This window comes from Pseudomonas cichorii, assembly GCF_018343775.1.
Lineage (GTDB): Bacteria > Pseudomonadota > Gammaproteobacteria > Pseudomonadales > Pseudomonadaceae > Aquipseudomonas > Aquipseudomonas cichorii.
The window spans coordinates 1,771,755-1,794,542 of sequence record NZ_CP074349.1 but is presented as its reverse complement, the minus strand read 5'-3'; the positions used below and the strand labels follow the sequence as shown (position 1 = coordinate 1,794,542).

22 protein-coding genes are annotated in these 22,788 nt (G+C 58.5%); 17 read left to right on the top strand and 5 right to left on the bottom strand.

The window, feature by feature from the left end:
* Positions 1-4 precede the first annotated feature (4 nt).
* Positions 5-664 carry a GntR family transcriptional regulator gene (locus KGD89_RS08000; protein ID WP_025259271.1) on the bottom strand — a complete coding sequence of 220 codons (660 nt, stop codon included), beginning with the start codon at positions 662-664 and terminating at the stop codon, positions 5-7.
* Positions 665-927: 263 nt separating this feature from the next.
* Here KGD89_RS08000 and xdhA point away from each other — a divergent pair, with 263 nt between their 5' ends.
* The 4 genes from xdhA to guaD are packed head-to-tail and all read left to right on the top strand — an operon-like array spanning position 928 to position 6,946.
* Complete coding sequence (gene xdhA / locus KGD89_RS07995; protein ID WP_025259270.1) at positions 928-2,382, top strand: xanthine dehydrogenase small subunit; 1,455 nt, start codon at positions 928-930, stop codon at positions 2,380-2,382.
* Entirely contained in the window at positions 2,375-4,732 is a 2,358-nt protein-coding gene (gene xdhB, locus KGD89_RS07990; RefSeq protein WP_038399771.1) for a xanthine dehydrogenase molybdopterin binding subunit, read from the top strand. The genes xdhA and xdhB overlap by 8 nt, the downstream gene beginning before the upstream one ends.
* 47 nt (positions 4,733-4,779) lie before the next feature.
* Positions 4,780-5,619, top strand: coding sequence for a xanthine dehydrogenase accessory protein XdhC (gene xdhC, locus KGD89_RS07985; protein ID WP_025259269.1), 840 nt, complete (start codon positions 4,780-4,782; stop codon positions 5,617-5,619).
* A 7-nt stretch (positions 5,620-5,626) separates the two neighbouring features.
* Complete coding sequence (gene guaD, locus KGD89_RS07980; protein ID WP_025259268.1) at positions 5,627-6,946, top strand: guanine deaminase; 1,320 nt, start codon at positions 5,627-5,629, stop codon at positions 6,944-6,946.
* A gap of 67 nt (positions 6,947-7,013) precedes the next feature.
* Here guaD and KGD89_RS07975 read toward each other — a convergent pair whose 3' ends face one another.
* Both KGD89_RS07975 and uraH read right to left on the bottom strand, forming a co-directional pair.
* Positions 7,014-7,769 carry a GntR family transcriptional regulator gene (locus KGD89_RS07975; protein WP_025259267.1) on the bottom strand — a complete coding sequence of 252 codons (756 nt, stop codon included), beginning with the start codon at positions 7,767-7,769 and terminating at the stop codon, positions 7,014-7,016.
* Between the two features lie 87 nt (positions 7,770-7,856).
* Entirely contained in the window at positions 7,857-8,210 is a 354-nt protein-coding gene (gene uraH, locus KGD89_RS07970; protein WP_025259266.1) for a hydroxyisourate hydrolase, read from the bottom strand.
* Positions 8,211-8,575: 365 nt separating this feature from the next.
* Between uraH and puuE the strand changes: the two genes are divergently transcribed.
* From puuE to KGD89_RS07930, 8 genes are all read left to right on the top strand, one after another.
* Positions 8,576-9,499, top strand: coding sequence for an allantoinase PuuE (gene puuE / locus KGD89_RS07965; RefSeq protein WP_025259265.1), 924 nt, complete (start codon positions 8,576-8,578; stop codon positions 9,497-9,499).
* Positions 9,496-10,011 (top strand): 2-oxo-4-hydroxy-4-carboxy-5-ureidoimidazoline decarboxylase, encoded by a 516-nt coding sequence (gene uraD / locus KGD89_RS07960; protein ID WP_025259264.1) that lies wholly within the window; start codon positions 9,496-9,498, stop codon positions 10,009-10,011. The genes puuE and uraD overlap by 4 nt, the downstream gene beginning before the upstream one ends.
* A 52-nt stretch (positions 10,012-10,063) precedes the next feature.
* Positions 10,064-11,059: an allantoicase gene (gene alc / locus KGD89_RS07955; protein WP_025259263.1), complete on the top strand. Its 996-nt coding sequence runs from the start codon at positions 10,064-10,066 to the stop codon at positions 11,057-11,059.
* Positions 11,060-11,148: 89 nt separating this feature from the next.
* On the top strand, positions 11,149-11,652 hold the full coding sequence (locus tag KGD89_RS07950) for an ureidoglycolate lyase (protein ID WP_025259262.1): 504 nt from the start codon (positions 11,149-11,151) through the stop codon (positions 11,650-11,652).
* A gap of 32 nt (positions 11,653-11,684) precedes the next feature.
* The gene (locus KGD89_RS07945) at positions 11,685-12,980 is read left to right on the top strand and encodes a urate hydroxylase PuuD (protein ID WP_025259261.1); all 1,296 of its coding nucleotides are present in this window, start codon (positions 11,685-11,687) and stop codon (positions 12,978-12,980) included.
* A gap of 389 nt (positions 12,981-13,369) precedes the next feature.
* On the top strand, positions 13,370-14,155 hold the full coding sequence (locus KGD89_RS07940; RefSeq protein WP_025259260.1) for an outer membrane protein OmpK: 786 nt from the start codon (positions 13,370-13,372) through the stop codon (positions 14,153-14,155).
* A 154-nt stretch (positions 14,156-14,309) separates the two neighbouring features.
* Complete coding sequence (pmrG, locus tag KGD89_RS07935) at positions 14,310-14,999, top strand: lipopolysaccharide core heptose(II)-phosphate phosphatase PmrG (RefSeq protein WP_025259259.1); 690 nt, start codon at positions 14,310-14,312, stop codon at positions 14,997-14,999.
* A 21-nt stretch (positions 15,000-15,020) separates the two neighbouring features.
* The gene (locus KGD89_RS07930) at positions 15,021-15,887 is read left to right on the top strand and encodes a phosphatase PAP2 family protein (protein WP_025259258.1); all 867 of its coding nucleotides are present in this window, start codon (positions 15,021-15,023) and stop codon (positions 15,885-15,887) included.
* Here the strand turns inward: KGD89_RS07930 and KGD89_RS07925 are convergent.
* Positions 15,817-16,725: a DUF808 domain-containing protein gene (locus KGD89_RS07925; RefSeq protein ID WP_025259257.1), complete on the bottom strand. Its 909-nt coding sequence runs from the start codon at positions 16,723-16,725 to the stop codon at positions 15,817-15,819. The genes KGD89_RS07930 and KGD89_RS07925 overlap by 71 nt on opposite strands.
* A 226-nt stretch (positions 16,726-16,951) precedes the next feature.
* Between KGD89_RS07925 and KGD89_RS07920 the strand changes: the two genes are divergently transcribed.
* On the top strand, positions 16,952-17,431 hold the full coding sequence (locus KGD89_RS07920) for a hypothetical protein (RefSeq protein ID WP_025259256.1): 480 nt from the start codon (positions 16,952-16,954) through the stop codon (positions 17,429-17,431).
* 6 nt (positions 17,432-17,437) lie between these two features.
* Here the strand turns inward: KGD89_RS07920 and KGD89_RS07915 are convergent, their stop codons facing one another.
* Positions 17,438-17,944: an Lrp/AsnC family transcriptional regulator gene (locus tag KGD89_RS07915; protein ID WP_025259255.1), complete on the bottom strand. Its 507-nt coding sequence runs from the start codon at positions 17,942-17,944 to the stop codon at positions 17,438-17,440.
* A gap of 165 nt (positions 17,945-18,109) precedes the next feature.
* On the opposite strand from KGD89_RS07915, the gene KGD89_RS07910 reads away from it, so the two are divergent.
* From KGD89_RS07910 to KGD89_RS07895, 4 genes are all read left to right on the top strand, one after another.
* The gene (locus KGD89_RS07910) at positions 18,110-19,126 is read left to right on the top strand and encodes a 1-aminocyclopropane-1-carboxylate deaminase (protein ID WP_025259254.1); all 1,017 of its coding nucleotides are present in this window, start codon (positions 18,110-18,112) and stop codon (positions 19,124-19,126) included.
* 98 nt (positions 19,127-19,224) lie between these two features.
* On the top strand, positions 19,225-19,830 hold the full coding sequence (locus KGD89_RS07905) for a TetR/AcrR family transcriptional regulator (RefSeq protein WP_025259253.1): 606 nt from the start codon (positions 19,225-19,227) through the stop codon (positions 19,828-19,830).
* 401 nt (positions 19,831-20,231) lie between these two features.
* Positions 20,232-21,863, top strand: a complete 1,632-nt coding sequence (locus KGD89_RS07900; RefSeq protein WP_025259252.1) for a methyl-accepting chemotaxis protein — start codon at positions 20,232-20,234, stop codon at positions 21,861-21,863.
* A gap of 81 nt (positions 21,864-21,944) precedes the next feature.
* Positions 21,945-22,766 (top strand): aldo/keto reductase, encoded by an 822-nt coding sequence (locus tag KGD89_RS07895; protein WP_025259251.1) that lies wholly within the window; start codon positions 21,945-21,947, stop codon positions 22,764-22,766.
* The last annotated feature ends 22 nt before the right edge of the window (positions 22,767-22,788 follow it).

Genomic DNA, 22,788 nt, shown 5'->3' with positions numbered 1-22,788 from the left:
GGTGTCAGCCTGTGGATAAAGCGGCCAGCACCAGCCTGCAGCTGCGTTGGCAATAGTTGGTCAAGACCACGCGAATCTCGGGCAGATTGCGGGCTACAACAGCATCGAGCAGTTGCGACAACAGCTGCAGGTAATCCCCCAGCTCTGCCTTGCGCTGCTCAAGCGCCAGATAATAACTGCGACTCATGGAAGGTTGCAGGTTTTCGACGGTTTCCTGCAAATACGGGTTGTCGGCAAATGCATAGGCCGCACGCATGACGTTGAAGCTTTCCTCGACGAAGACCGTGACATCCCCGCGATCGCAACTGGCTTTGAGGCGCTGCTGGATCTGTAAGAACGGCGTCAGGTCTGACTCTCGCTGCCAGCGTTCGGCAACCGACGTGGCCAGCAGGATATACAGCTCGGCCATCAGAGAGCAAAGGCCGACCACATTATGGGCATCCAGCACAGTCACCTGCGCACCACGGCGCGGCAGGATCACGACCAGGTGCCTGCGTTCCAGAATCAACAATGCTTCACGAACGGTCCCACGGCTGACACTCAACGCCTGCGTGACCTTTTGTTCCTGGATCCGCTCTCCAGGTTTCAGCTCGCCACGGATGATCCGCTCGGCAATGTGCTGAGCGATCTGCTCGGCGAGGCTGTCCGATGCCTTGAACGTCATGTCTTTCCTTTCAGCAGCAGTTCTAATTGTTAAGAGAGGGAGTGTAACGCAACCTTTAGGCATGGCGCAGAGCCATGCTCATGAAACTGGCACGAATTAAGCAAATCATTGATGTGACAGACTTATTGCCGCTCATGCCATACCTGACCGATCGACTGGAAACAGCATTTCCTGACTCGATAGTCAGAAAAAAATTGACCCAATAAGCAAAGCTGATAGATTCATCGACATATCCGATTACAAGAAATCGAGGGTGCAGTGCCGTGATCCAGTTCCTTTTGAACCAGGAGCTCAAAACCGAGCACACCCTGGACCCGAACCTCACCGTGCTCAATTACCTGCGCGGGTATGCGCACAAGACAGGCACCAAGGAAGGCTGCGCCAGTGGTGACTGCGGTGCTTGTACCGTTGTGCTCGGTGAGCTGGAAATCGACAACGATGGCACTGAGCAATTGCGTTATCGCAGCCTCAACTCATGCCTGACCTTCGTGGCCTCGCTGCATGGCAAACAATTGATCAGCGTCGAAGACCTCAAGCATCAGGGGCAACTGCATAGCGTGCAAAAGGCCATGGTCGATTGCCACGGCTCGCAATGCGGCTTCTGCACACCGGGCTTTGTGATGTCGCTGTTCGCCCTGCAAAAGAACAGCACGCACGCCGATGCCCATCAGGCCCACGAAGCCCTGGCAGGCAATCTGTGCCGCTGCACCGGTTATCGCCCGATTCTGGACGCTGCCGCCCAGGCCTGCGGCCAACCGCAACCCGACCAGTTTGATCAGCGTCAGGCCCAGACCATCGCCCGTCTGCGTAACATCGCGCCCAAGACAACCGGCGAATTGAACGACGGGGAAAAGCGCTCTCTGGTGCCATTGACCGTGGCCGATCTGGCCGACCTTTACAGCGCACACCCACAAGCCAGATTACTGGCAGGCGGGACCGATCTGGCGCTGGAAGTCACTCAGTTCCACAAGCCGCTGCCGGTGATGATCCATGTTGGCCATATCGCCGAGATGAAGCGCATCGAGCGTTTCGAGGACCGGCTGGAGATTGGCGCGGCCGCCTCGCTGACCGACTGCCATGCAGCCCTCAAGACCGAATACCCGGACTTCGGCGAGTTGCTGCAACGCTTCGCTTCGTTGCAGATCCGCAACCAAGGCACGCTGGGTGGCAATATCGGCAATGCCTCGCCCATCGGTGACGCCCCGCCGCTGCTGATCGCACTGGGCGCGCAGATCGTACTGCGCAAGGGTGAGACTCGGCGCACCCTGGCGCTGGAAGATTACTTCATCGATTACCGGGTGACGGCGCGTCAGGAAAGCGAGTTCATCGAGAAGATCATTGTGCCGACCGCCAAGGCTGGCCATGTGTTCCGCGCCTACAAGGTGTCCAAGCGACTGGATGACGATATCTCGGCGGTCTGCGCGGCTTTTTGCCTGCATCTTGAAGACGGCAGGATTATCGATGCGCGCATTGCGTTCGGCGGCATGGCAGCCATTCCCAAACGTGCCGCGGCCTGCGAGCGGGCCTTGATCGGCCAGCCCTGGACATCGGCATCCATCGAGCGGGCGTGCAGCGCACTGGCCGAAGATTTCACGCCGCTGTCGGATTTTCGCGCCAGCAAGGAATACCGTCTGCTCAGCGCGCAAAACCTGCTGCGCAAATACTTTATCGAGCTACAGACACCCACCCTTGCTACGCGGGTGAGCCGCTATGTCTAATCATCTCCCGCCCAAAACCCAGGCCGAGCTGGTCGCGCTGTTCCAGCAGGACCTGACCACCGGCGTAGGCCGCAGCGTCAAGCATGACAGTGCCGACAAGCATGTCAGCGGCGAGGCGATCTATATCGATGACCGCCTGGAGTTCCCCAATCAACTGCATGTGTATGCACGCCTGTCGGATCGCGCCCATGCGCGCATCATCAGCATCGACACCGCGCCGTGTCTGGCCTTTGACGGGGTGCGGATCGTCATCACCCACGAAGACATTCCCGGCCTGAAAGACATCGGCCCGTTGCTGCCCGGCGACCCGCTGCTGGCCATCGACAAGGTCGAGTTTGTCGGCCAGCCGGTATTGGCGGTGGCCGCACGGGATCTGGAAACCGCACGCAAGGCGGCGATGGCGGCGGTCATTGAATATGAAGACCTGGAGCCGGTGCTGGATGTGGTTCAGGCCTTGCGCCAGAAGCATTTCGTGGTGGACAGCCATACCCACAAGCGTGGCGATTCGGCCAATGCCCTGCAAAACGCACCCCATCGTTTGCAGGGCAATCTGCATATCGGCGGGCAAGAGCATTTTTATCTGGAGACTCAGGTTTCGTCGGTGATGCCCACCGAAGATGGCGGGATGATCGTCTATTGCTCGACCCAGAACCCTACGGAAATCCAGAAGCTGGTGGCCGAGGTGCTGGGCGTTTCGATGAACAGAATCGTGGTCGATATGCGGCGCATGGGCGGCGGCTTTGGCGGCAAGGAAACCCAGGCAGCCAGCCCGGCGTGCCTGTGCGCTGTGATTGCCCACCTCACCGGGCAACCAACCAAGATGCGCCTGCCACGGGTCGAAGACATGCTGATGACCGGCAAGCGCCACCCCTTCTATATCGAATACGACGTGGGCTTTGACGACAACGGACGCCTGCAAGGCATCGAGCTGGAACTGGCGGGCAACTGCGGTTATTCGCCAGACCTGTCGGCCTCGATTGTCGACCGGGCGATGTTCCATGCCGATAACTCGTATTACCTGGGCGATGCCACCATCAACGGCCATCGCTGCAAGACCAACACTGCGTCGAACACCGCCTATCGCGGCTTCGGCGGCCCACAGGGCATGGTCGCCATCGAAGAGGTGATGGACCGCATCGCCCGCCATCTGGACCTGGACCCGCTGGCGGTGCGCAAGACCAATTACTACGGCAAGACCGAGCGCAACGTCACCCATTACTACCAGACCGTCGAGCACAACCTGCTGCAAGAAATGACCGCCGATCTGGAGCAAAGCAGCCAGTACGCCGAGCGTCGCGAAGCCATCAAGGCCTTCAACGCCAGCAGCCCGATCCTGAAAAAGGGCCTGGCGCTGACACCGGTCAAATTCGGGATTTCCTTTACCGCCAGTTTCCTCAATCAGGCGGGTGCGCTGATCCATATCTACACCGATGGCAGCATCCACCTGAACCATGGTGGCACGGAGATGGGCCAGGGCTTGAACGTCAAGGTGGCTCAGGTGGTGGCCGAGGTGTTTCAGGTGGATATCGAGCGTATCCAGATCACCGCGACCAACACTGACAAGGTGCCGAACACCTCACCGACTGCGGCATCCAGCGGCACGGACCTCAATGGCAAGGCCGCGCAGAATGCGGCTGAAATCCTCAAGCAGCGGCTGGTGGAATTTGCGGCGCAGAAGTATCAGGTGACCGAGGCCGACGTGGTGTTTCGCAATGGGCATGTGCGTATCGGCGAGCAGGTGCTGTCCTTCGCCGAGCTGGCGCATCAGGCGTGGATGGGCCAGGTGTCGCTGTCCAGCACCGGCTATTACAAGACACCGAAGATTTTCTATGACCGCACTCAGGCGCGGGGTCGGCCTTTTTACTATTTCGCCTTTGGCGCGGCCTGCGCCGAGGTGATCGTCGACACCCTGACCGGCGAGTACAAAATGCTGCGCACCGACATCCTGCATGACGTAGGTGCGTCCCTGAACCCGGCCATCGATATCGGTCAGGTCGAAGGCGGCTACATTCAGGGCGCGGGCTGGCTGACCACCGAAGAACTGGTGTGGAACGACAAAGGCAAATTGCTGACCAACGGCCCGGCGTCCTACAAGATCCCGGCGGTGGCGGACTTGCCGCTGGATTTACGGGTCACCCTGGTGGAAAACCGCAAGAACCCTGAAGACACGGTGTTCCATTCCAAAGCCGTGGGCGAACCGCCCTTCATGCTGGGGATTGCGGCGTGGTGTGCGATCAAGGATGCGGTGGCAAGCCTGGGGGATTATCGGCATCAACCCGACATCGATGCGCCCGCGACGCCGGAGCGGGTTTTGTGGGGCTGCGAGCAGATGCGGCGGCTGAACAGATGACTGTGAACACATCAATTCGCCCCTACAGCGATGGACACGAGGCACACATGAACGACTGGATCAGCGCCCTGGCCAGGCTACAGGCCCAAGGTGAGCCGTGCATTCTGGTCACCATCATCGAAGAACTGGGCTCGACGCCACGCAATGCGGGTTCCAAGATGGTGGTCACGGCGCAGGGGATCCACGACACCATCGGTGGCGGGCACCTGGAATACAAGGCCATGGAAATCGCCCGTGACATGCTGACCAGCGGCACTCAGCAGACGCACCTGGAGCGCTTCAACCTCGGTGCCAGCCTTGGCCAGTGTTGCGGTGGCGTGAACGTTCTGCTGTTCGAGCCCATGGGCCAGCCACAGGCGCAGATTGCAGTGTTCGGCGCAGGTCATGTGGGCCGGGCGCTGGTGCCGCTGCTGGCCAGCCTGCCCTGCCGGGTGCGCTGGATCGACTCTCGCGAACAGGAGTTCCCGGAACACTTGCCCGAGGCCGTGCTGAAAATCGTCAATGACGAGCCTGTCGATGAGGTCGCGCAACTGCCCAAAGGCAGTTACTGCATTGTCATGACGCACAACCATCAACTGGATCTGGAACTGACAGCCGCCATTCTCAAGCGCGGCGACTTTGGCTATTTCGGGCTGATCGGCTCCCGGACCAAGCGCGTCAAGTTCGAGCATCGCCTGAAAGAACGCGGCTTTGAGCCCGCCTTGCTGCAACGCATGCGCTGCCCCATGGGCCTGGCGCAGGTCAAAGGCAAGCTGCCCGTCGAGATCGCCATTTCCATCGCTGCCGAAGTGATCGCCACTTACAACGCCAGCTTTGGCCAACACAGTAACAATGCCGAACCTGTCGCCAAACTGCTGCCCGCCTCGCGGCGCAGCCAGTCGCAATGAGATGCCCATGACTTCCGTTTCCCGCCGCAAGAAAGCCTACCGCGCCAGTATCGTGCACAGCATTGCCGACCCCGCCCACGTGGCGGTCGAGGCGTCCTTTGAATATTTCGTCGACGGCCTGCTACTGGTAGAAAACGGCAAGATCACTGCGCTGGGTCATGCCACCGACCTGCTGGATAGCCTGGGCAGCGATGTCGAGTTGATCGAATATCAGGACGCGCTGATTACCCCCGGCTTTATCGACACCCACATTCACTTGCCACAGACCGGCATGATCGGCTCGTATGGCGAGCAGTTGCTGGACTGGCTCGACACATACACCTTCCCCTGCGAAAGCCAGTTCGCCGACCCGACCCATGCCGCGGAAGTGGCCGATATCTTCCTCAAGGAACTGCTGCGCAACGGCACCACCACGGCGCTGGTGTTCGGCAGTGTGCACAAGGAATCGGTAGACGCTCTGTTCAGCGCAGCTCAAAAGCTGGACCTGCGCCTGATCGCCGGCAAGGTGATGATGGACCGCAATGCCCCGGACTATCTGGTGGACACCGCCGAATCCAGCTATGCGGACAGCAAGGCACTGATCGAGCGCTGGCATGGCCAGGGCCGCCTGAGCTACGCCGTCACCCCGCGCTTTGCGCCCACCAGCACGCCGGAGCAACTGACCCTGGCAGGCAAGCTGCTGAGCGAGTATCCCGGCCTGTATATGCAGACGCATATCAGCGAAAACCTGCAGGAAATCGAATGGGTCAAGGCCCTGTTTCCGGAGCGCCAAAACTATCTGGACGTGTACGACCACTTCAAGCTGCTGGGCGAGCGCTCGGTGTTCGCCCATGGCGTGCACCTGTGCGACGAACAGTGTGCGCGGCTGGCAGAAACCGGATCGGCTATTGCCTTCTGCCCGACCTCCAACCTGTTTCTGGGCAGCGGCCTATTCAATCTGCCGAAGGCTGAAAAGCACGGTATCAATGTCGGGCTGGGCACCGATGTAGGCGGCGGTACCAGCTTCTCGATCCTGCAAACCCTGAACGAAGCCTACAAGGTCATGCAAATGCAGGGCGCGAGGCTCAGCCCGTTCAAATCACTGTATCTGGCCACATTGGGTGGCGCACGGGCGTTGCGGCTGGATGACCGGATCGGCAGCCTGAAACCCGGCAACGAAGCGGATTTTGTGGTGCTGGATTACAACGCTACGCCGCTGCTGGCCTATCGGCTGAAACAGGCCAAGGACATTGCAGAGATTCTGTTCGTGCTGATGACGCTGGGGGATGACCGCACGGTGCGACAGACGTGGTCAGCCGGGCAATTGGTGCATGAGCGCGATGGTTGAGGACTGATTCATTCGCGAATAAATTCGCCCCTACAAACCGCGCAGGAGCGACTTCAGTCACGAAACATCATTGAGCCTTGCCCACCTTCTTCTTGACCATCAGGTGCGAAAACACCGCATGCAGGTCATCGGACGCGCCGTCTTCGTCGAGGTTGAGCTTGCTGTCGATGTGGTCCATGTGATGCATCATCAGTTCCACGGCCAACGCGGCATCCCGGGCTTCGATGGCGTCGATCAACTGGGTGTGTTCATCGTAGGAGCAATGGGTGCGGTTGCCGTTTTCGTATTGGGCGATGATCAATGAGGTCTGCGACACCAGGCTGCGCTGAAAGCTGATCAGCGGGGCGTTCCTGGCGGCAACTGCCAGTTGCAGATGGAACTCGCCAGACAGGCGAATCCCGGCGCCACGGTCCCCTCTGGCAAAGCTGTCGCGCTCGTCGCTGACCATCTGCCGTAACTCGGCCAGTTGCTCGGCGGTCGCGTGTTCGACCGCCAGTTCGGTAATGGCCTTTTCCACCATGCGGCGAGCAAAGAACACTTGACGCGCTTCCTCAACACTCGGGCTGGCAACCACTGCACCGCGATTGGGTCGCAGCAGCACGACACCTTCATGGGCCAGCCGCGACAGGGCGCGACGAATGATGGTGCGACTCACGCCAAAGATTTCGCCCAGTGCCTCTTCGCTCAGCTTGGTGCCCGGCGCCAGACGCTGCTCAAGGATCGCCTCGAAGATATGCGCATAGACAATATCGTCCTGGGTTGCATTACGGGCTGATTTGGCCGCGCGTGGCTGTTTCTTCAAGGGCAGGGACTGTTCGTTCATGGGCACTCGTGTGCAAGTGGTTTACGGCGTAGGACGGACGCATTGTACACAGTGCGCCAGCACAAGGGCGCGCCTCGCACTGTGCAATCAACTGCCACGATAGGTCGAGTAGCTGTAAGGCGAAACCAGCAGCGGCACGTGATAATGCTCCTGACCTGCATCAATCCCGAAGCGCAGCACCACCACATCGAGAAAGGCCGGCTCAGGCAATGTCACGCCCCGTGCACGGTAGTAGTCGCCGGCTTGAAACTGCAACTGGTAGACACCCGAGCGGTATTCGTCCCCCTGCAGCAGCGGCGCATCGCAACGGCCGTCGCTGTTGGTCACCGCCGTGGTCACGCGCTCCAGGCGCTCGCCTTCGACCCGGTACAGTTCGATATGGATGCCATTGCCGGGGCAACCGTGCGCGGCGTCCAGCACATGCGTGGTCAAGCGTCCCATTGATTCTGCACCTCGTTGAGTGTCTGGATTACAGGCATGATGCACCATCAGGGTGCCTGCCGGGCTTGAGCAGTGATCGATTAAGACACTTTTCAAAAAACTTGTACACAATAAAACCGGTCGCCGCAGCTCGCAAAATGCGCGAGCGCAGCTTTAATACCGAAAACACTGAAGCAAAGGAAAGCATTGAGGTTTTTACCTTTAAGCCGACCACTCAGGCAAGTTTATTGCATGAAAACTGCTATCAACCTGCGCCACAAGCAGGATTACAGTTTAGCTATTATTTTGTATACAATCCGTGCAGCGCGGTTTTCTGCTGTCCGGCTTGTACCGCACCTGACTTCACGCACATAAGGAAGCCTGCAGTGAGCGCTGACTATCCACGGGACCTGATCGGTTACGGCAGCAATCCACCCCATCCGCATTGGCCGGGCAATGCACGCATCGCCCTGTCTTTCGTGCTCAATTACGAGGAAGGCGGCGAGCGTAACATTCTGCATGGCGACAAGGAGTCCGAAGCCTTCCTGTCCGAGATGGTCGCGGCGCAACCGCTGCAAGGCCAACGCAACATGAGTATGGAGTCGCTGTACGAATACGGCAGCCGTGCCGGTGTGTGGCGCATCCTCAAGCTGTTCAGGCAATTCGATATCCCGCTGACCATCTTTGCCGTGGCCATGGCTGCCCAGCGCCACCCGGATGTGATCCGCGCCATGGTCGCGGACGGCCATGAAATCTGCAGCCACGGCTATCGCTGGATCGACTACCAGAATATGGATGAGGCTCAGGAGCGCGAGCATATGCTCCAGGCCATTCGCATCCTCACAGAAATCACCGGCGAGCGCCCGTTGGGCTGGTACACCGGTCGCACCGGCCCTAACACTCGGCGCTTGGTGATGGAAGAAGGCGGCTTTCTCTACGACTGCGACACCTACGACGACGACCTGCCCTATTGGGAACCGAACAACCCGACAGACAAGCCGCATCTGGTGATTCCCTACACGCTGGACACCAATGACATGCGCTTCACTCAGGTGCAGGGTTTCAACAATGGCGAGCAGTTTTTCCAGTACCTCAAGGATGCCTTCGATGTGCTTTACGAGGAAGGTGCAGACGCACCGAAAATGCTCTCCATCGGCCTGCATTGCCGCCTGATCGGGCGTCCTGCCCGCCTCGCAGCACTCAAGCGCTTCATTGAATACGCCAAACGCCACGAACAGGTCTGGTTTACCCGCCGTGTCGATATCGCTCGCCACTGGCACACTCAACATCCTTTCAAGGCCGCGCAATGAGCCACTTCCAGACACTGACGCCTTCGTCCCTGAGCCGTGAAGCGTTCATTGCGGCCTTTGCCGATATCTACGAACACTCGCCCTGGGTCGCTGAAAAGGCCTATGACCTGGGCATGAACCCTGAACTGGATCAGGTCGAAAACCTGCATGCGCGCATGAGCGAAATCCTGCTCAACGCCGATCATGAGCGGCAACTGGCGCTGATCAACGCTCACCCGGATCTGGCAGGCAAAGCCGCCATCCAGGGTGAACTGACCGAAGCCAGCACCAGCGAACAGGCCTGTGCCGGCATTCATCAATGCACAGCCGAGGAGTTCCAGCGCTTCACAGAGTTGAATCACGCCTACAAGGCCAGGTTCGGCTTCCCGTTCATCATGGCGGTCAAGGGAAGCGACCGACACAAGATCCTGGCGGCCTTCGAGCAGCGTATCCATCACTCGGCAGAAGCCGAGTTCGCCTGCGCGCTGGCCGAGATCAACAAGATTGCCCTGTTTCGCTTGCTGACCCTGTAGACACTACCAAGCCCATTCCTTCCAAGCCCATCGAGAAAGGCAGACAAAAAGAATGAAAGTTTACGCCGCACCGTTCGAGAAGTTCGTCAATCTGGCCGACGCACGCCTGGGGACCAAAGTCCTGTCCGTCACCGATGACTGGTTCGCCGATGCCAACCGCCTGTTCCAGCCGACCCCTGCGGTCTGGAAAGAAGGCGTGTTCGATGACAACGGCAAATGGATGGACGGCTGGGAATCGCGGCGCAAACGCTTTGAAGGTTACGACAGCGCGGTGATCCGCCTGGGCGTGGCAGGCACCATCAAGGGTGTGGATATCGACACCTCGTTCTTTACCGGCAACTTCCCGCCTTCCGCCTCGCTGGAAGCCTGCTTCCTGGCATCGGGCGACCCTGATGAAAACACTCAATGGGTTGAAGTGCTGCCGTCGGTAGAGCTGCAAGGCAATAGCCATCACTACCATGAAATCAGCAACGATCAGGCGTTCAGTCACCTGCGTTTCAATATCTACCCCGATGGCGGCGTGGCACGTCTGCGTGTGCACGGCATCCCCTTCCGTGACTGGTCCGAAGTCAGCGATAGCGAGCAGATCGATCTGGTCGCAGCGCTTAATGGCGGTCGCGCCATTGCCTGCTCCGACGAGCACTACGGCAGCATGAGCAACATTCTGAACCCTGGTCGCGGTGTGAACATGGGCGACGGCTGGGAAACCGCCCGCCGCCGCACGCCGGGCAATGACTGGGTCATCGTCGCGCTGGGGCATCCGGGCGAAGTGGAAAGAGTCATCGTCGATACACTGCACTTCAAAGGCAACTACCCGGACAGTTGCTCGATCCAGGGCGCCTTCGTCAAAGGCGGCACCGACAGCCAGATCGAAACCCAAAGCCTGTTCTGGCGCGAACTGCTGCCCAGCCAGAAACTGAGCATGCACGCCGAACATGACTTCGCCGAGCAGATCAAGGCTATCGGCCCGATCACCCATATCCGTCTGAATGTATTTCCCGATGGCGGCGTGAGTCGCTTGCGAGTATTGGGCAAAATAACCAAATAAACACACCCTCCCGCAGGAGCGAATTCATTCGCGAATCGGCGATGGCCCTTCGCGACTGAAGTCGCTCCTACAGGCCCAGAGAGACTGTAATGCGCAAACTGATTATCGAGCCGTTGACCAAAGAAGCCTTTGCCCCGTTCGGTGATGTGATCGAAACCGATGGCAGCGCTCACTTCATGATCAACAACGGCTCGACCCAGCGCTTTCATCGTCTGGCCGAGGTCGAAACCGCCTCGCCTGACGACAAGGCAATCATCAGCATCTTTCGCGCCGAGGCACTGGAGATGCCGTTGACCATTGCCATGCTGGAGCGTCACCCGCTGGGCAGCCAGGCTTTCATACCGCTGCTCGGCAACCCTTTTCTGATCGTGGTCGCGCCACTTGGCGATGTACCTGATCCAGAGCTGACCCGCGCCTTCGTGTCCAACGGCAGGCAGGGTGTAAATTACCATCGCGGCGTCTGGCACCATCCGGTGCTGACGATCGAAAAGCGGGATGACTTCCTGGTGGTTGATCGCAGTGGAACCGGCAATAACTGCGATGAGCATTTTTTTGAAGAGAGCCAGTTGATGGTGCTCGATCCAAACCAATAGGAAGGCCTGGCCCCCAGGCAAAAGGAAATACCGTGCTGGCACATCTGATGGAATGGCTGAATCTGGGCGTGCGCTGGATTCACATGATTGTGGGCGTGGCGTGGATCGGCGCCTCTTTCTACTTTGTCTGGCTGGAAAACAACCTCAATCGCTCAAACCCGCGTGACGGTTTGTCGGGTGACTTGTGGGCCATCCACGGTGGTGGCATCTATCACCTGGAAAAGTACAAGCTCGCGCCGCCGACCATGCCCGAGAACCTGCACTGGTTCAAATGGGAAGCCTATTCGACCTGGCTGTCCGGGGTCGCTCTGCTGTGTGTGGTGTTCTACGCCAACCCGACACTTTATCTGCTGGCTCCGGGCAGTAGCCTTTCGCCTGCCGCTGGCGTGCATATCGGCCTTGGCTCCTTGTTTGTCGGCTGGTTCGTGTACAGCTTTCTGTGCGACTCGGCACTGGGCAAACGCCCTGCGCTGCTGGGTGTGATCCTGTTCGTGCTGCTGGTCGCGGCGGCCTTCGCCTTGAGCCAGGTGTTCAGCGGGCGTGGAGCGTATCTGCATGTGGGCGCCATCATGGGCACCATCATGGTCGGCAACGTGTTCCGTATCATCATGCCGGCGCAGCGCGCCCTGGTGGCGGCCATCGCCGAGAACCGTACGCCGGACCCGGCTCTGCCCGCCAAAGGCCTGCTGCGTTCACGGCACAACAACTACTTCACCCTGCCGGTGCTGTTCATCATGATCAGCAACCACTTTCCCAGCACGTATGGCAGCCAGTACAACTGGCTGATCCTGGCGGTGATTGCCTTGCTGGCGGTGCTGGTACGCCATTACTTCAATACCCGACATGACAGCCACAGATTCTTCTGGACCTTGCCGTTCGCGGCGCTGGGCATGATTTGTCTGGCCTACGTCACCGGCCCTGCGCAACCGCAAAAGGCTCATGATGCGGCGGCAAAAATCGAGTATCAGCCGCTTCCCGGCACAGCCGTGGGCGGTTACAGAGCCGACGAAAAACGCCCCGAACCGGTTGCCGTGCCCGCGCCGGCAGAACCCCCCAAGGTTGCCGGAATAGGGTTCGCCAGAGTCCATGAGGTCATCCAGCAACGTTGCACCGTTTGCCATTCGGCCAACCCCACCAGCAACCTGTTCAGCGCCGCGCCTGCGGGCGTGATGTTCGATACGCCAGAACAGATCCAGCAACTGGCCCCGCGCATCAAGGCCCAGGCCATCACCACACCGATCATGCCTTTGGGCAACATCACCCAGATGACCCAGGAGGAACGGGATCTTGTGGGCGCATGGATCGATCAAGGGGCCAGTGTTCGTTGAACGTTCTTCGCGGATGAATCCGCTCCACAGAGATGAGCGGAGCGAATTCATCCGCGAAAAACGCCCCACTTTCGCCGCTCATGCTCCGCTCTGGAGCACTTGAGCTGGCACTCGCCACCCAGTATTCTCCGCCGCCGCTTTAAAAGCCGCCCATTGCCAGGCCTGAACTGAAATTGTCCGTTCAGTCAGGTCCTGCATCCCGTAAAAATCATCGGAAACCGGCCATTGCCGAGTGTTTCAGGTATCCGCGTGGCTTTTTCACGGGGTTGGCTCAGCTTTTGCTAAATCACGAAGCTGACCACGCAGACAATTTATTACAACCAGAGAAACGGCGTCACACACAGAACGCCGACCTCGAAAACCACTATCGATCTCAAGGGAGCACCCGCATGAACCGTACTTTTTCCAGCCTGTTACTGGCCGGTAGTCTGCTGGCCGCAGGCTCGGCCACGGCCGGCGATCTGTTGCAATGGCAGACCAACAGCCTGACCTACCTCAACGGTCGGGACTTCACGGTCAACCCGGAAATACAACAGACCTTTACCTTCGAACATGCGGATGGCTGGAAATACGGCGACAACTTCTTCTTCGTCGACAAGATTTTCTACAACGGCAAGAAAGACGCGAACAGCGGCCCGAACACTTACTACGGTGAGTTCTCGCCACGCCTGTCGATGGGCAAGATCTTCGGCCAGAAGTTTGAACTGGGCCCGATTTCGGACGTGCTGCTGGCGGCTACCTATGAGTTCGGCGAAGGCGATAACGAGTCTTACCTGATCGGTCCGGGCTTTGACCTGAACATCCCGGGCTTCGATTACTTCCAGTTGAACTTCTACCAGCGCCAGACCGAAGGCAATCGCCCGGGTGACGGCGTATGGCAGATCACGCCGGTATGGTCCTACACCATTCCAGCGGGCAAGTCCGATGTGGTCATCGACGGCTTCATCGACTGGGTCGTGGATAACGACAAGAACGCCCGTGGCACCTACCACGCCAACCTGCACATCAACCCACAGATCAAATACGACCTGGGCAAGGCGTTGAACTTCCCGGAGAAACAGCTCTACGTCGGTATCGAATACGACTACTGGAGCAACAAGTACGGCATCAAGGACACTTCATCCTTCGATACCGACCAGAACACCGCCAGCCTGCTGGTCAAAGTGTTCTTCTGATCACAAGCAGCCATCGGCGAGGTCGCACTGCGGTGCCGCCTCGCCAGCGCTGAGCCCCCTCTTCCACAATTGTTTTTTCACATATCGTTGACCGGTCATTGACCTGCTGCACCCTACTCTGCGGTCCAGTCCTCCCTTGTGACGGCGACCTGCCTTGAATACTCAATCGCTCTACAACCAGTTGGCCATTGCCAGTCACGCTGGCTACCGAAACCTTACCCATTACCCCAAAGCGCTGTGGCTACTGCCACTGATGCTGGCGGCTGTCTGGCTGGGTAGCTATCTGTGGACGCCCTCTGGCCCGCTCGACCTCGCACAAGGCCACAACCTGCGCAAGGCGGGCATCCTGGCTCACTGGGCCAAAGGTGATCTGGTCATTCTGGTGCGTCATGCCGAGCGTTGCGATCACTCGACCAATCCCTGCCTTGGCCCACCGGACGGCATTACCCGCAAAGGCCAACTCGTCGCACAGGAACTGGGCAATTCGTTCAGGGCACTTGATCTGAGCCACACGGACATTTTCAACAGCCCTCTGCTGCGCACGGCCCAGACCGCAGTCTTTGCGTTCAAAGACGCGAGCATTCCTCAAGACTGGCTGGGCAACTGTCGCCACACGATGCTGGAAGACATGCAGCAACACAAAGTCGATCAGCGAAACATGGTGCTGGTCACTCACAGCGAGTGTTTCAACCAGTTGGAGAAGTCGTTGAAAGTCTCGGCACGCACCGTGCCCGACTATGGCAGCGCCCTGTTCGTAACCGTTGATCCCGAAGATCACAGCACCAAGGTTCTGGGCTTTCTCGATGCCCAGGACTGGAAGTTCGTCATGCCGCAACATCCATAAGCCATCAGGAAACCTGGCCGCGTGAAGACTCTAAAAAATCGCTTCTACTTGATGAATGTCGGCATCCCTTTATTGCTGGCGGCTCTGGTCTTTGTCGTCTTCGACCTGACCGGACTGGATGTCACCCTCAGCAACCTGCTTTACGACCCAGTCACCCAGGTATTCCCGTTCCAGCATGATCGTTTTTTTGAAAACCTGACCCATCGCTGGCCGCGGATCATTCCGGACTGGACAGGTGAACTGGCAATCATCGGTGCCGTGCTTTCATTTGTATGGCCACTGTTCAAACCTGATAAACATCAGCGCCTGATTGCAGTGCTGGAGAGGTTTCGTATTGCCTCAGGGCTCAAGTTTCTTGCACGCCACCGCCGTGACTTCATCTTCGTGGTGGTTGCCTTCGCCATCACTACGGCCATGGTTCACTACTTCAAGAGCCACACCAGTGTTTACTGCCCGGTTGAAACAACCCTGTATGGCGGTATTCAGGAAAAGAAGGAATGGTTCGAGAACTTCAACCTGCTGCATGAAGCCGGCAAAGGTCGTTGCTGGCCCGGTGGTCACGCCTCGAGCGGTTTTACTCTGTTGGCGCTGTACTTCGTCGCCCGCCGCTACCGCTGGCGACATGCCCGCAAGTTGCTGGGCTGGGTTCTGCTGCTAGGCATGGTTTATGGCACGACGCGGGTCCTGCAAGGCTGGCATTTCATGTCCCACACCTTGTGGTCGGGCATTCTGGTCTGGCTCACGATGCTGCTGACCGCCCTGTTTTTCTATGGGCGACCAGCACTTCAAGCATCACTTGAGCCGGGCAAGAACCTGCTCAGCCCCGAGCCGACTTCCACACTTTGCCCACCAGAGTTACCACTACCACCAGTGCTGCACCGGCAATGATGCCGGCAACGGCATCCAGCAAAGTCGGTACCACGATGGAGAAACCGCCGACAGCGCTAGCCGCGCTTTCGGTAATGCCCTCAACCCAATGATGGGCGAACGGCAGGCCATGCACCAGAATGCCACCGCCGACCATGAACATGGCGGCGGTGCCGAGGATCGACAGCGCTTTCATCAAGACCGGAGCCAGCCAGAGCAACCCGTTGCCCATGCTTTGCGAGGCAGAACTGGCGCTCTTTTTCAGATGCAGGCCCAGGTCATCAAGCTTGACGATACCCGCCACCAGCCCATAGACGCCGACGGTAATCAGCACGGCCACGATCACCAGTACGCCCACCTGATCCAGGAACGGCCTGCTTGAAACCACGCCCAGGGCCAGGACAATGATTTCCGCCGACAGGATGAAGTCGGTACGAATCGCACCTTTGATACGCTCCTTCTCGAACGCAACCATGTCCGTGGAAGCATTGCCCGCAGCCTGTTTGCGCTCTTCGTGTTCCTGCCCGGCGTCGGCGTGCAGCCATTTATGGGCAATCTTCTCGGCCCCCTCAAAACACAGGTAGGCACCACCGATCATCAACAGAGGCAGAATCGCCCAGGGCGCAAAGGCGCTGATCAACAAGGCCGCCGGCACCAGAATCGCCTTGTTGAGCAAAGACCCCTTGGCCACCGCCCACACCACCGGCAACTCACGATCGGCAGAGACACCCGTGACCTGTTGCGCATTGAGGGCCAGGTCATCACCCAGCACACCTGCCGTCTTTTTAGTGGCCAGTGCCACATCGTCGAGCAGGGTTGCGATGTCATCGAGCAGGGTCAGCAAGCTTCCAGCAGCCACAATCAATATCCTTGAACAAAATGGGAAACAAAAACGGCGCCTATTGAATCACAGCAATAACCGCAAGACATGGCGTGTGTACGTCGATATCAGTGTCTGACCGGCACAATGCGCTAACGTTTTATGCAGTCGCTCAAGCAATCAATGACCTGACCAGAGCGTGTGGCGCAAGTGTTGCATCGCGAAACCGGGCTTTTGATCGCTGTACCTACAATAAGGGGCTGTCATGCATATCGATTCGCAACGAGCACAATGGCTGAAGCCAACCTCTCAAGAGACGGGCGTCATCATCGTTTCCAATGCAAACCTGCCTCAATACATCATCGACACACTCAATACCGAAATCAGTGACTGGGAGCAGGTGGCTTATCTGGTCATCAAGCAATCGACCCAACTGGAAGAGGAATGGCTCGACGCTGAAAACCGCGCCTTCAGCGCGCAAAAGCCTTCGAGTTGCGAAGCCAATGGCTTGCTGAGTTCAATCCCCAAGACCTGCCATCTGCTGGATGTGGAAGCCAGCCATCGGGCGCATCTGTCGTGGCTGGGGTCGGTGTGCGGGCACAAGCTGCACTTCTTTGAACTGGAGAAGCTTGGGGAACAGGCCCCGTCCAAAGCCTCGATGGACTCACAGGTAGAAGAAATCCTGGCCGCGACCCGGCATCTGGTGAAGAACTACCTGCAGGATCATTTCCTGTCGCCCTCCTGAGCCTGCCTACATCGGGATCTGCGTGGTGGACAGCACTTGACGCAAGCCCATGAAAGAGCGGATCTGCCTGACGCCCGGCAGATAAAGCAGTTGCTCGGCGTGCAGCCGGTTGAAGCTCTGGCTGTCTTTGGTGCGCAGCAACATGAAATAGTCGAACTCCCCGGTCACCACATGAAACTCCATGCAGCCGGACACCTTCTGCGCTGCCGCCTCGAACTGGGCAAATGACTCAGGGGTCGAGCGATCCAGCACCACGCCGATCAAGACCACCATCCCAGCGTCCAACGCTTCGCTGTTGAGCAGCGCAACCACGCCTTTTATGACGCCCGCTTCCTTGAGCCGTTCGACACGCCTCAGGCAGGCCGGCGCGCTCAATTTGACCTTTTCGGCCAGCGCCACGTTGGAAATGGACGCATCGCGCTGCAGGATCTTGAGGATGGCCCGGTCGATCCTGTCGAGCAGCGGCGCAATACCGGCGTCCGGCTTTTTGCTTCGTTCATTTATTGCTTTCATAGTGCTTTTCAAGAAATAAAATTAATTTTCAATTTCCAGAGACTAACTTTCATTTCCTAAATAGACAATTATTTGCAACCACGATTATTGATCGATTTTCTATGATAGGTCCCATCGCAAGCACGTTGATAACGCGCTGGATATTTCTTCCCACGGAGACTCGATATGAACCTGACCAAATTCAAGCGCTATCCCCTGACCTTCGGCCCTTCACCCATCACTCCGCTCAAGCGTCTCAGCGAGCATCTGGGCGGCAAGGTCGAGCTGTATGCCAAGCGTGAAGACTGCAACAGCGGCCTGGCATTTGGCGGGAACAAGACGCGCAAGCTTGAATACCTCATCCCGGAAGCCATCGAAGGCGGTTATGACACCCTGGTGTCCATCGGCGGTATCCAGTCGAACCAGACCCGTCAGGTAGCCGCCGTCGCCGCTCACCTGGGCATGAAGTGCGTGCTGGTCCAGGAAAACTGGGTGAACTACTCCGATGCGGTATACGACCGTGTGGGCAATATCGAGATGTCCCGGATCATGGGCGCTGACGTGCGTCTGGATTCGGCAGGCTTCGATATCGGTATCCGCCCGAGCTGGGAAAAAGCCATGGCCGATGTGGTCGAGAGTGGCGGCAAGCCGTTCCCGATTCCGGCAGGCTGTTCGGAACACCCTTACGGCGGCCTGGGTTTCGTGCGCTTTGCCGATGAGGTTCGCCAGCAGGAAGAAGAGCTGGGCTTCAAGTTCGATTACATCGTCGTCTGCTCGGTAACGGGCAGTACCCATGCCGGGATGGTGGTGGGTTTTGCCGCTGATGGCCGTGCGCAACGAGTGATCGGTATCGATGCTTCGGCCAAACCGGATCAGACCCGCGAGCAAGTCCTGCGCATCGCCCAGAACACCGCCAAGCTGGTGGACCTGGGCCGTGAAATCACTCCTGATGACGTGGTGCTCGATACCCGTTACGCCTACCCGGAATACGGCCTGCCCAACGAAGGCACTCTGGATGCAATCCGCACCTGCGCCCGTCTGGAAGGCGTGCTGACAGACCCGGTCTACGAAGGCAAATCCATGCACGGCATGATCGACATGGTCCGCAACGGCGAATTCCCCGAGGGCTCGAAAGTGCTTTACGCCCATTTGGGCGGCGTACCGGCACTCAATGCCTACAGCTTCCTGTTCAAGGATGGTTGATCGCTCCTACGCCGTCCTCTTGACTGCGCAAGGCTCATCATTGAGCCTTGCGCGAGCACGGTGCTACCATGCGCACCCGCCGTGCAGGAATCTGGGTCATGAGCAGTATTCGCGAGCGCAACAAAGAACTGATCCTGCGCGCCGCCAGTGAAGAATTCGCCGACAAGGGTTTTGCCGCGACCAAGACCGGCGACATCGCCGCCAAGGCCGGGCTGCCCAAGCCCAACGTCTATTACTACTTCAAGTCCAAGGAAAACCTCTATCGCGAGGTGCTGGAAAGCATCATCGAGCCGATTCTGCGCGCCTCGACGCCGTTCAATCCCCAAGGCGTTCCCAAGGAAGTGCTCAGCCGTTACATCCGCTCGAAAATCCAGATTTCCCGTGACCTGCCCTTCGCCTCGAAAGTGTTCGCCAGCGAGATCATGCACGGCGCCCCCCATCTGACGCCCGAACAGATCGAACAGCTAAATGGCCAGGCCCGACACAATATCGAGTGCATCCAGGCATGGATCGACAGCGGCCAGATTGCGCCCCTGGACCCTCATCACCTGATGTTCACCATCTGGGCCGCGACCCAGACCTATGCCGACTTTGACTGGCAGATCTCGACGGTCACCGGCAAGGACAAGCTTGAGGATGCGGACTATGAAGCGGCGACCCAGACCATTCTGAGGCTGGTGCTCAAGGGGTGTGAGCCGGATTGATGTTTGCGGCTTTTTCGCGAATGAACTTGCTACCTGTTTGAATAAATACCGTTCTCCAGAAAGCAAGAAACCCGCCGAAGCGGGTCGTTTTGCACACAACACCATCCCGACATCCTGTCAGTAGCCTCCTGGCAATGGCCGATCTTCCCTTATCGCTGCATCGATCCTTCGCTGCAGTTGTTGAATTGGATCCTACCTTTGCCATGATGACTGGCATAGAGCCAATCGCGCCTGTTCGTGTAAGCCTTTGGCTATATGCAGCCGACGTCTAAAAAAGCGTGACTGTTGTCTCAGATTTAGTCATGTTAAGCCGACATCATGAAGATAGCGTTGAGAGTCAGTGCAAGGACCTGCCTGATGACTCATAAAAAAAGAAAAAACAACGAATTAGGGTGAACATCATGAATATGCGCAGCTTATCTATCAGCCGCCGTCTCTGGCTGATTCTCATTGTCTCTGTGCTCATGCTCTTTGTGCTCGCGGCTGTCATGCTCAAGCAGATTCATGACGACCTTTATCTGGCCAAGGCAGAGAAAACCACGCATGTGGTCCAGACAGCCAGCGGTATTCTGAATTACTACCAGGGCCTGGAAGCCGCTGGCACCCTCACCCGCGAAGCCGCGCAACAGCAGGCTCTCAATACCATCAAAGCCCTGCGTTACGGCCAGAACGACTACTTCTGGATCAACGATCTGCGCCCGGTAATGGTCATGCACCCTGCCAACCCCAAGCTCGATGGCCAGGATCTCTCGGGCGTGAAGGACCCGGACGGTTTTGCACTGTTCAATGAAATGGTCGCCGTGGCCAAGAGCAAGGGTGCCGGGCTGATCCACTACCGCTGGCCAAAACCGGGCGCCAGCGAGCCGGTGAAGAAAACGTCTTATGTACAGCTGTTCCAGCCCTGGGGCTGGATCATCGGCTCTGGCGTATATGTCGATGATGTGGCTGCCGAGTTCAAGCAACAGATGTGGCAGGCCATCATGTTCAGTATCGGCATTGTGCTGATACTGGCCCTGCTGGTGACCCTGATTCTGCGCAGCATCGTCCTGCCCTTGCGCCTGACTGTCAGCGCCATGGCCAATATCGCCAGCGGGGAAAGCGACCTGACCCGCACTCTGGAAACCCAGGGCGACGATGAAATCACTCAACTGGGCAAGCACTTCAATGCGTTTACCGCCAAGCTGCGCAGCGTGGTCATGGAATTGCAGTCCTCGGCAGTAGACTTGGGTCAGGCCTCCACCGATCTGGGCAACAGCGCCGAGCAGGCTCAGGCGCGCAGCCAGCAGCAATCCCAGCAAATGGATCTGGTGGCCACCGCCGTCAATGAGGTGACTTATGGCGTACAGGACGTGGCCAAGAACGCCGAGCATGCAGCCAGTGAAATGCGCGATGCCGAGTCGCAGGCGCAACAGGGTCAGATCAACATCGATAACAGCCTGCGCCAGATCGATCACCTGTCCGGCACCATCGGTCAGGCCGTGGAAGTGATGCAGACCCTGGCCAGCGAAAGCACGCAGATTGGTGGCGTACTGGAGGTCATCAGCTCGATTGCCGAGCAGACCAACCTGCTGGCACTCAACGCTGCCATTGAAGCCGCACGGGCCGGGGAACAGGGTCGTGGCTTTGCCGTGGTCGCCGACGAAGTTCGACTGCTGGCACAAAGGACCCAGAAGTCCACGGCCGAGATTCAGGGCATGATCGAGCGCCTGCAACGTCACTCCGACGCAGCGGTCAAGGTGATCGGCGACAGCAGCCGCTCCTCGCAACTGACCATCGAGCAGGCCAATCAGGCAGGCCAGAGCCTGACGTCCATCAGCCAGGCCTTGCGCAACCTCAACAGCCTCAACGCTTCGATCGCCAGCGCCACCCTGCAGCAATCCCATGTGGTCGATGACATCAACCAGAACGTCACCCAGGCCGCGCAGCTCTCTCAGGGTACGGCCCTTGCCGCCGAGCAGTCCACCGCTGCCAGCCAGCATCTGCGAGGATTGAGCGAACAGTTGAATGGCTTGCTGAAACAATTCCGCGTTTAACATCGCGATGTTCGACAGGCTGCACGGAACCTCGTGCAGCCTTTGTTGCCTGAGGCCTGTCCATTTATTGCAGGGGGTCGTATGCGCACGCTGGAACTGGCAGGTCAAAGCGTCCCGGTGCTGGGTCAGGGCACTTGGCACATGGGTGAAGTCAGCCATCAGCGCTCGGCTGAAATCGCTGCGCTGTGCATGGGCATCGAGCAGGGCATGACCTTGATCGACACCGCCGAGATGTATGCCGACGGCGGCGCCGAAGAAGTGGTCAGGCAAGCCATTGCCGGGCAGCGAGACAAGGTGTTCGTGGTCAGCAAGGTCTACCCGTTCAATGCCAGCCGCCAAGGCATTCCCAAGGCTTGCGAAGCCAGCCTCAGGCGAATGAATACCGATTACATCGACCTCTACCTGCTGCATTGGCCAGGTGAATACCCGCTGGGGGAAACCGTCGAGGCTTTCGAGCGGCTGCGCGAGGCTGGCAAGATCGGCAGTTGGGGCGTCTCCAATTTCGATGTGTCGGACATGATGGAGCTGGACAACCCACGCTGCACCACCAATCAGGTGCTCTACAACCCCGAGCAACGTGGTATTGAGTTCGACCTTTTGCCCTGGGCCAATGACCGGCACTTGCCGATCATGGCGTACTGCCCGATCGGCCAGGCAGGCGACCTGCTCTACCACCCGGCCCTGAACGAAGTCGCCAATCGTCACAGCGCCACACCGGCACAGATCAGCCTGGCCTGGGTGCTGCGCCAGCCGAACATGATCGCTATTCCCAAGGCGACCAATCCGGAGCACATACGCCTCAATGCAGAGGCCGAAAAAATCGTCCTGACGGCCCAGGATCTGGCCGATCTGGACCGTGCCTGGCCAGTTCCGACCCGCAAGCGGCCACTGGCAATGGTCTAGGCGTCGGGCCTGGAAACAACCC

Bases quoted from the DNA above. Each gene is read 5' to 3' on its own strand.
- KGD89_RS08000 (WP_025259271.1), bottom strand. From the start codon at position 664: ATGACGTTCAAGGCATCGGACAGCCTCGCCGAGCAGATCGCTCAGCAC.
- xdhB (WP_038399771.1), top strand. From the start codon at position 2,375: ATGTCTAATCATCTCCCGCCCAAAACCCAGGCCGAGCTGGTCGCGCTG.
- xdhC (WP_025259269.1), top strand. From the start codon at position 4,780: ATGAACGACTGGATCAGCGCCCTGGCCAGGCTACAGGCCCAAGGTGAG.
- guaD (WP_025259268.1), top strand. From the start codon at position 5,627: ATGACTTCCGTTTCCCGCCGCAAGAAAGCCTACCGCGCCAGTATCGTG.
- KGD89_RS07975 (WP_025259267.1), bottom strand. From the start codon at position 7,769: ATGAACGAACAGTCCCTGCCCTTGAAGAAACAGCCACGCGCGGCCAAA.
- uraH (WP_025259266.1), bottom strand. From the start codon at position 8,210: ATGGGACGCTTGACCACGCATGTGCTGGACGCCGCGCACGGTTGCCCC.
- uraD (WP_025259264.1), top strand. From the start codon at position 9,496: ATGAGCCACTTCCAGACACTGACGCCTTCGTCCCTGAGCCGTGAAGCG.
- alc (WP_025259263.1), top strand. From the start codon at position 10,064: ATGAAAGTTTACGCCGCACCGTTCGAGAAGTTCGTCAATCTGGCCGAC.
- KGD89_RS07950 (WP_025259262.1), top strand. From the start codon at position 11,149: ATGCGCAAACTGATTATCGAGCCGTTGACCAAAGAAGCCTTTGCCCCG.
- KGD89_RS07940 (WP_025259260.1), top strand. From the start codon at position 13,370: ATGAACCGTACTTTTTCCAGCCTGTTACTGGCCGGTAGTCTGCTGGCC.
- KGD89_RS07920 (WP_025259256.1), top strand. From the start codon at position 16,952: ATGCATATCGATTCGCAACGAGCACAATGGCTGAAGCCAACCTCTCAA.
- KGD89_RS07915 (WP_025259255.1), bottom strand. From the start codon at position 17,944: ATGAAAGCAATAAATGAACGAAGCAAAAAGCCGGACGCCGGTATTGCG.
- KGD89_RS07910 (WP_025259254.1), top strand. From the start codon at position 18,110: ATGAACCTGACCAAATTCAAGCGCTATCCCCTGACCTTCGGCCCTTCA.
- KGD89_RS07905 (WP_025259253.1), top strand. From the start codon at position 19,225: ATGAGCAGTATTCGCGAGCGCAACAAAGAACTGATCCTGCGCGCCGCC.
- KGD89_RS07900 (WP_025259252.1), top strand. From the start codon at position 20,232: ATGAATATGCGCAGCTTATCTATCAGCCGCCGTCTCTGGCTGATTCTC.
- KGD89_RS07895 (WP_025259251.1), top strand. From the start codon at position 21,945: ATGCGCACGCTGGAACTGGCAGGTCAAAGCGTCCCGGTGCTGGGTCAG.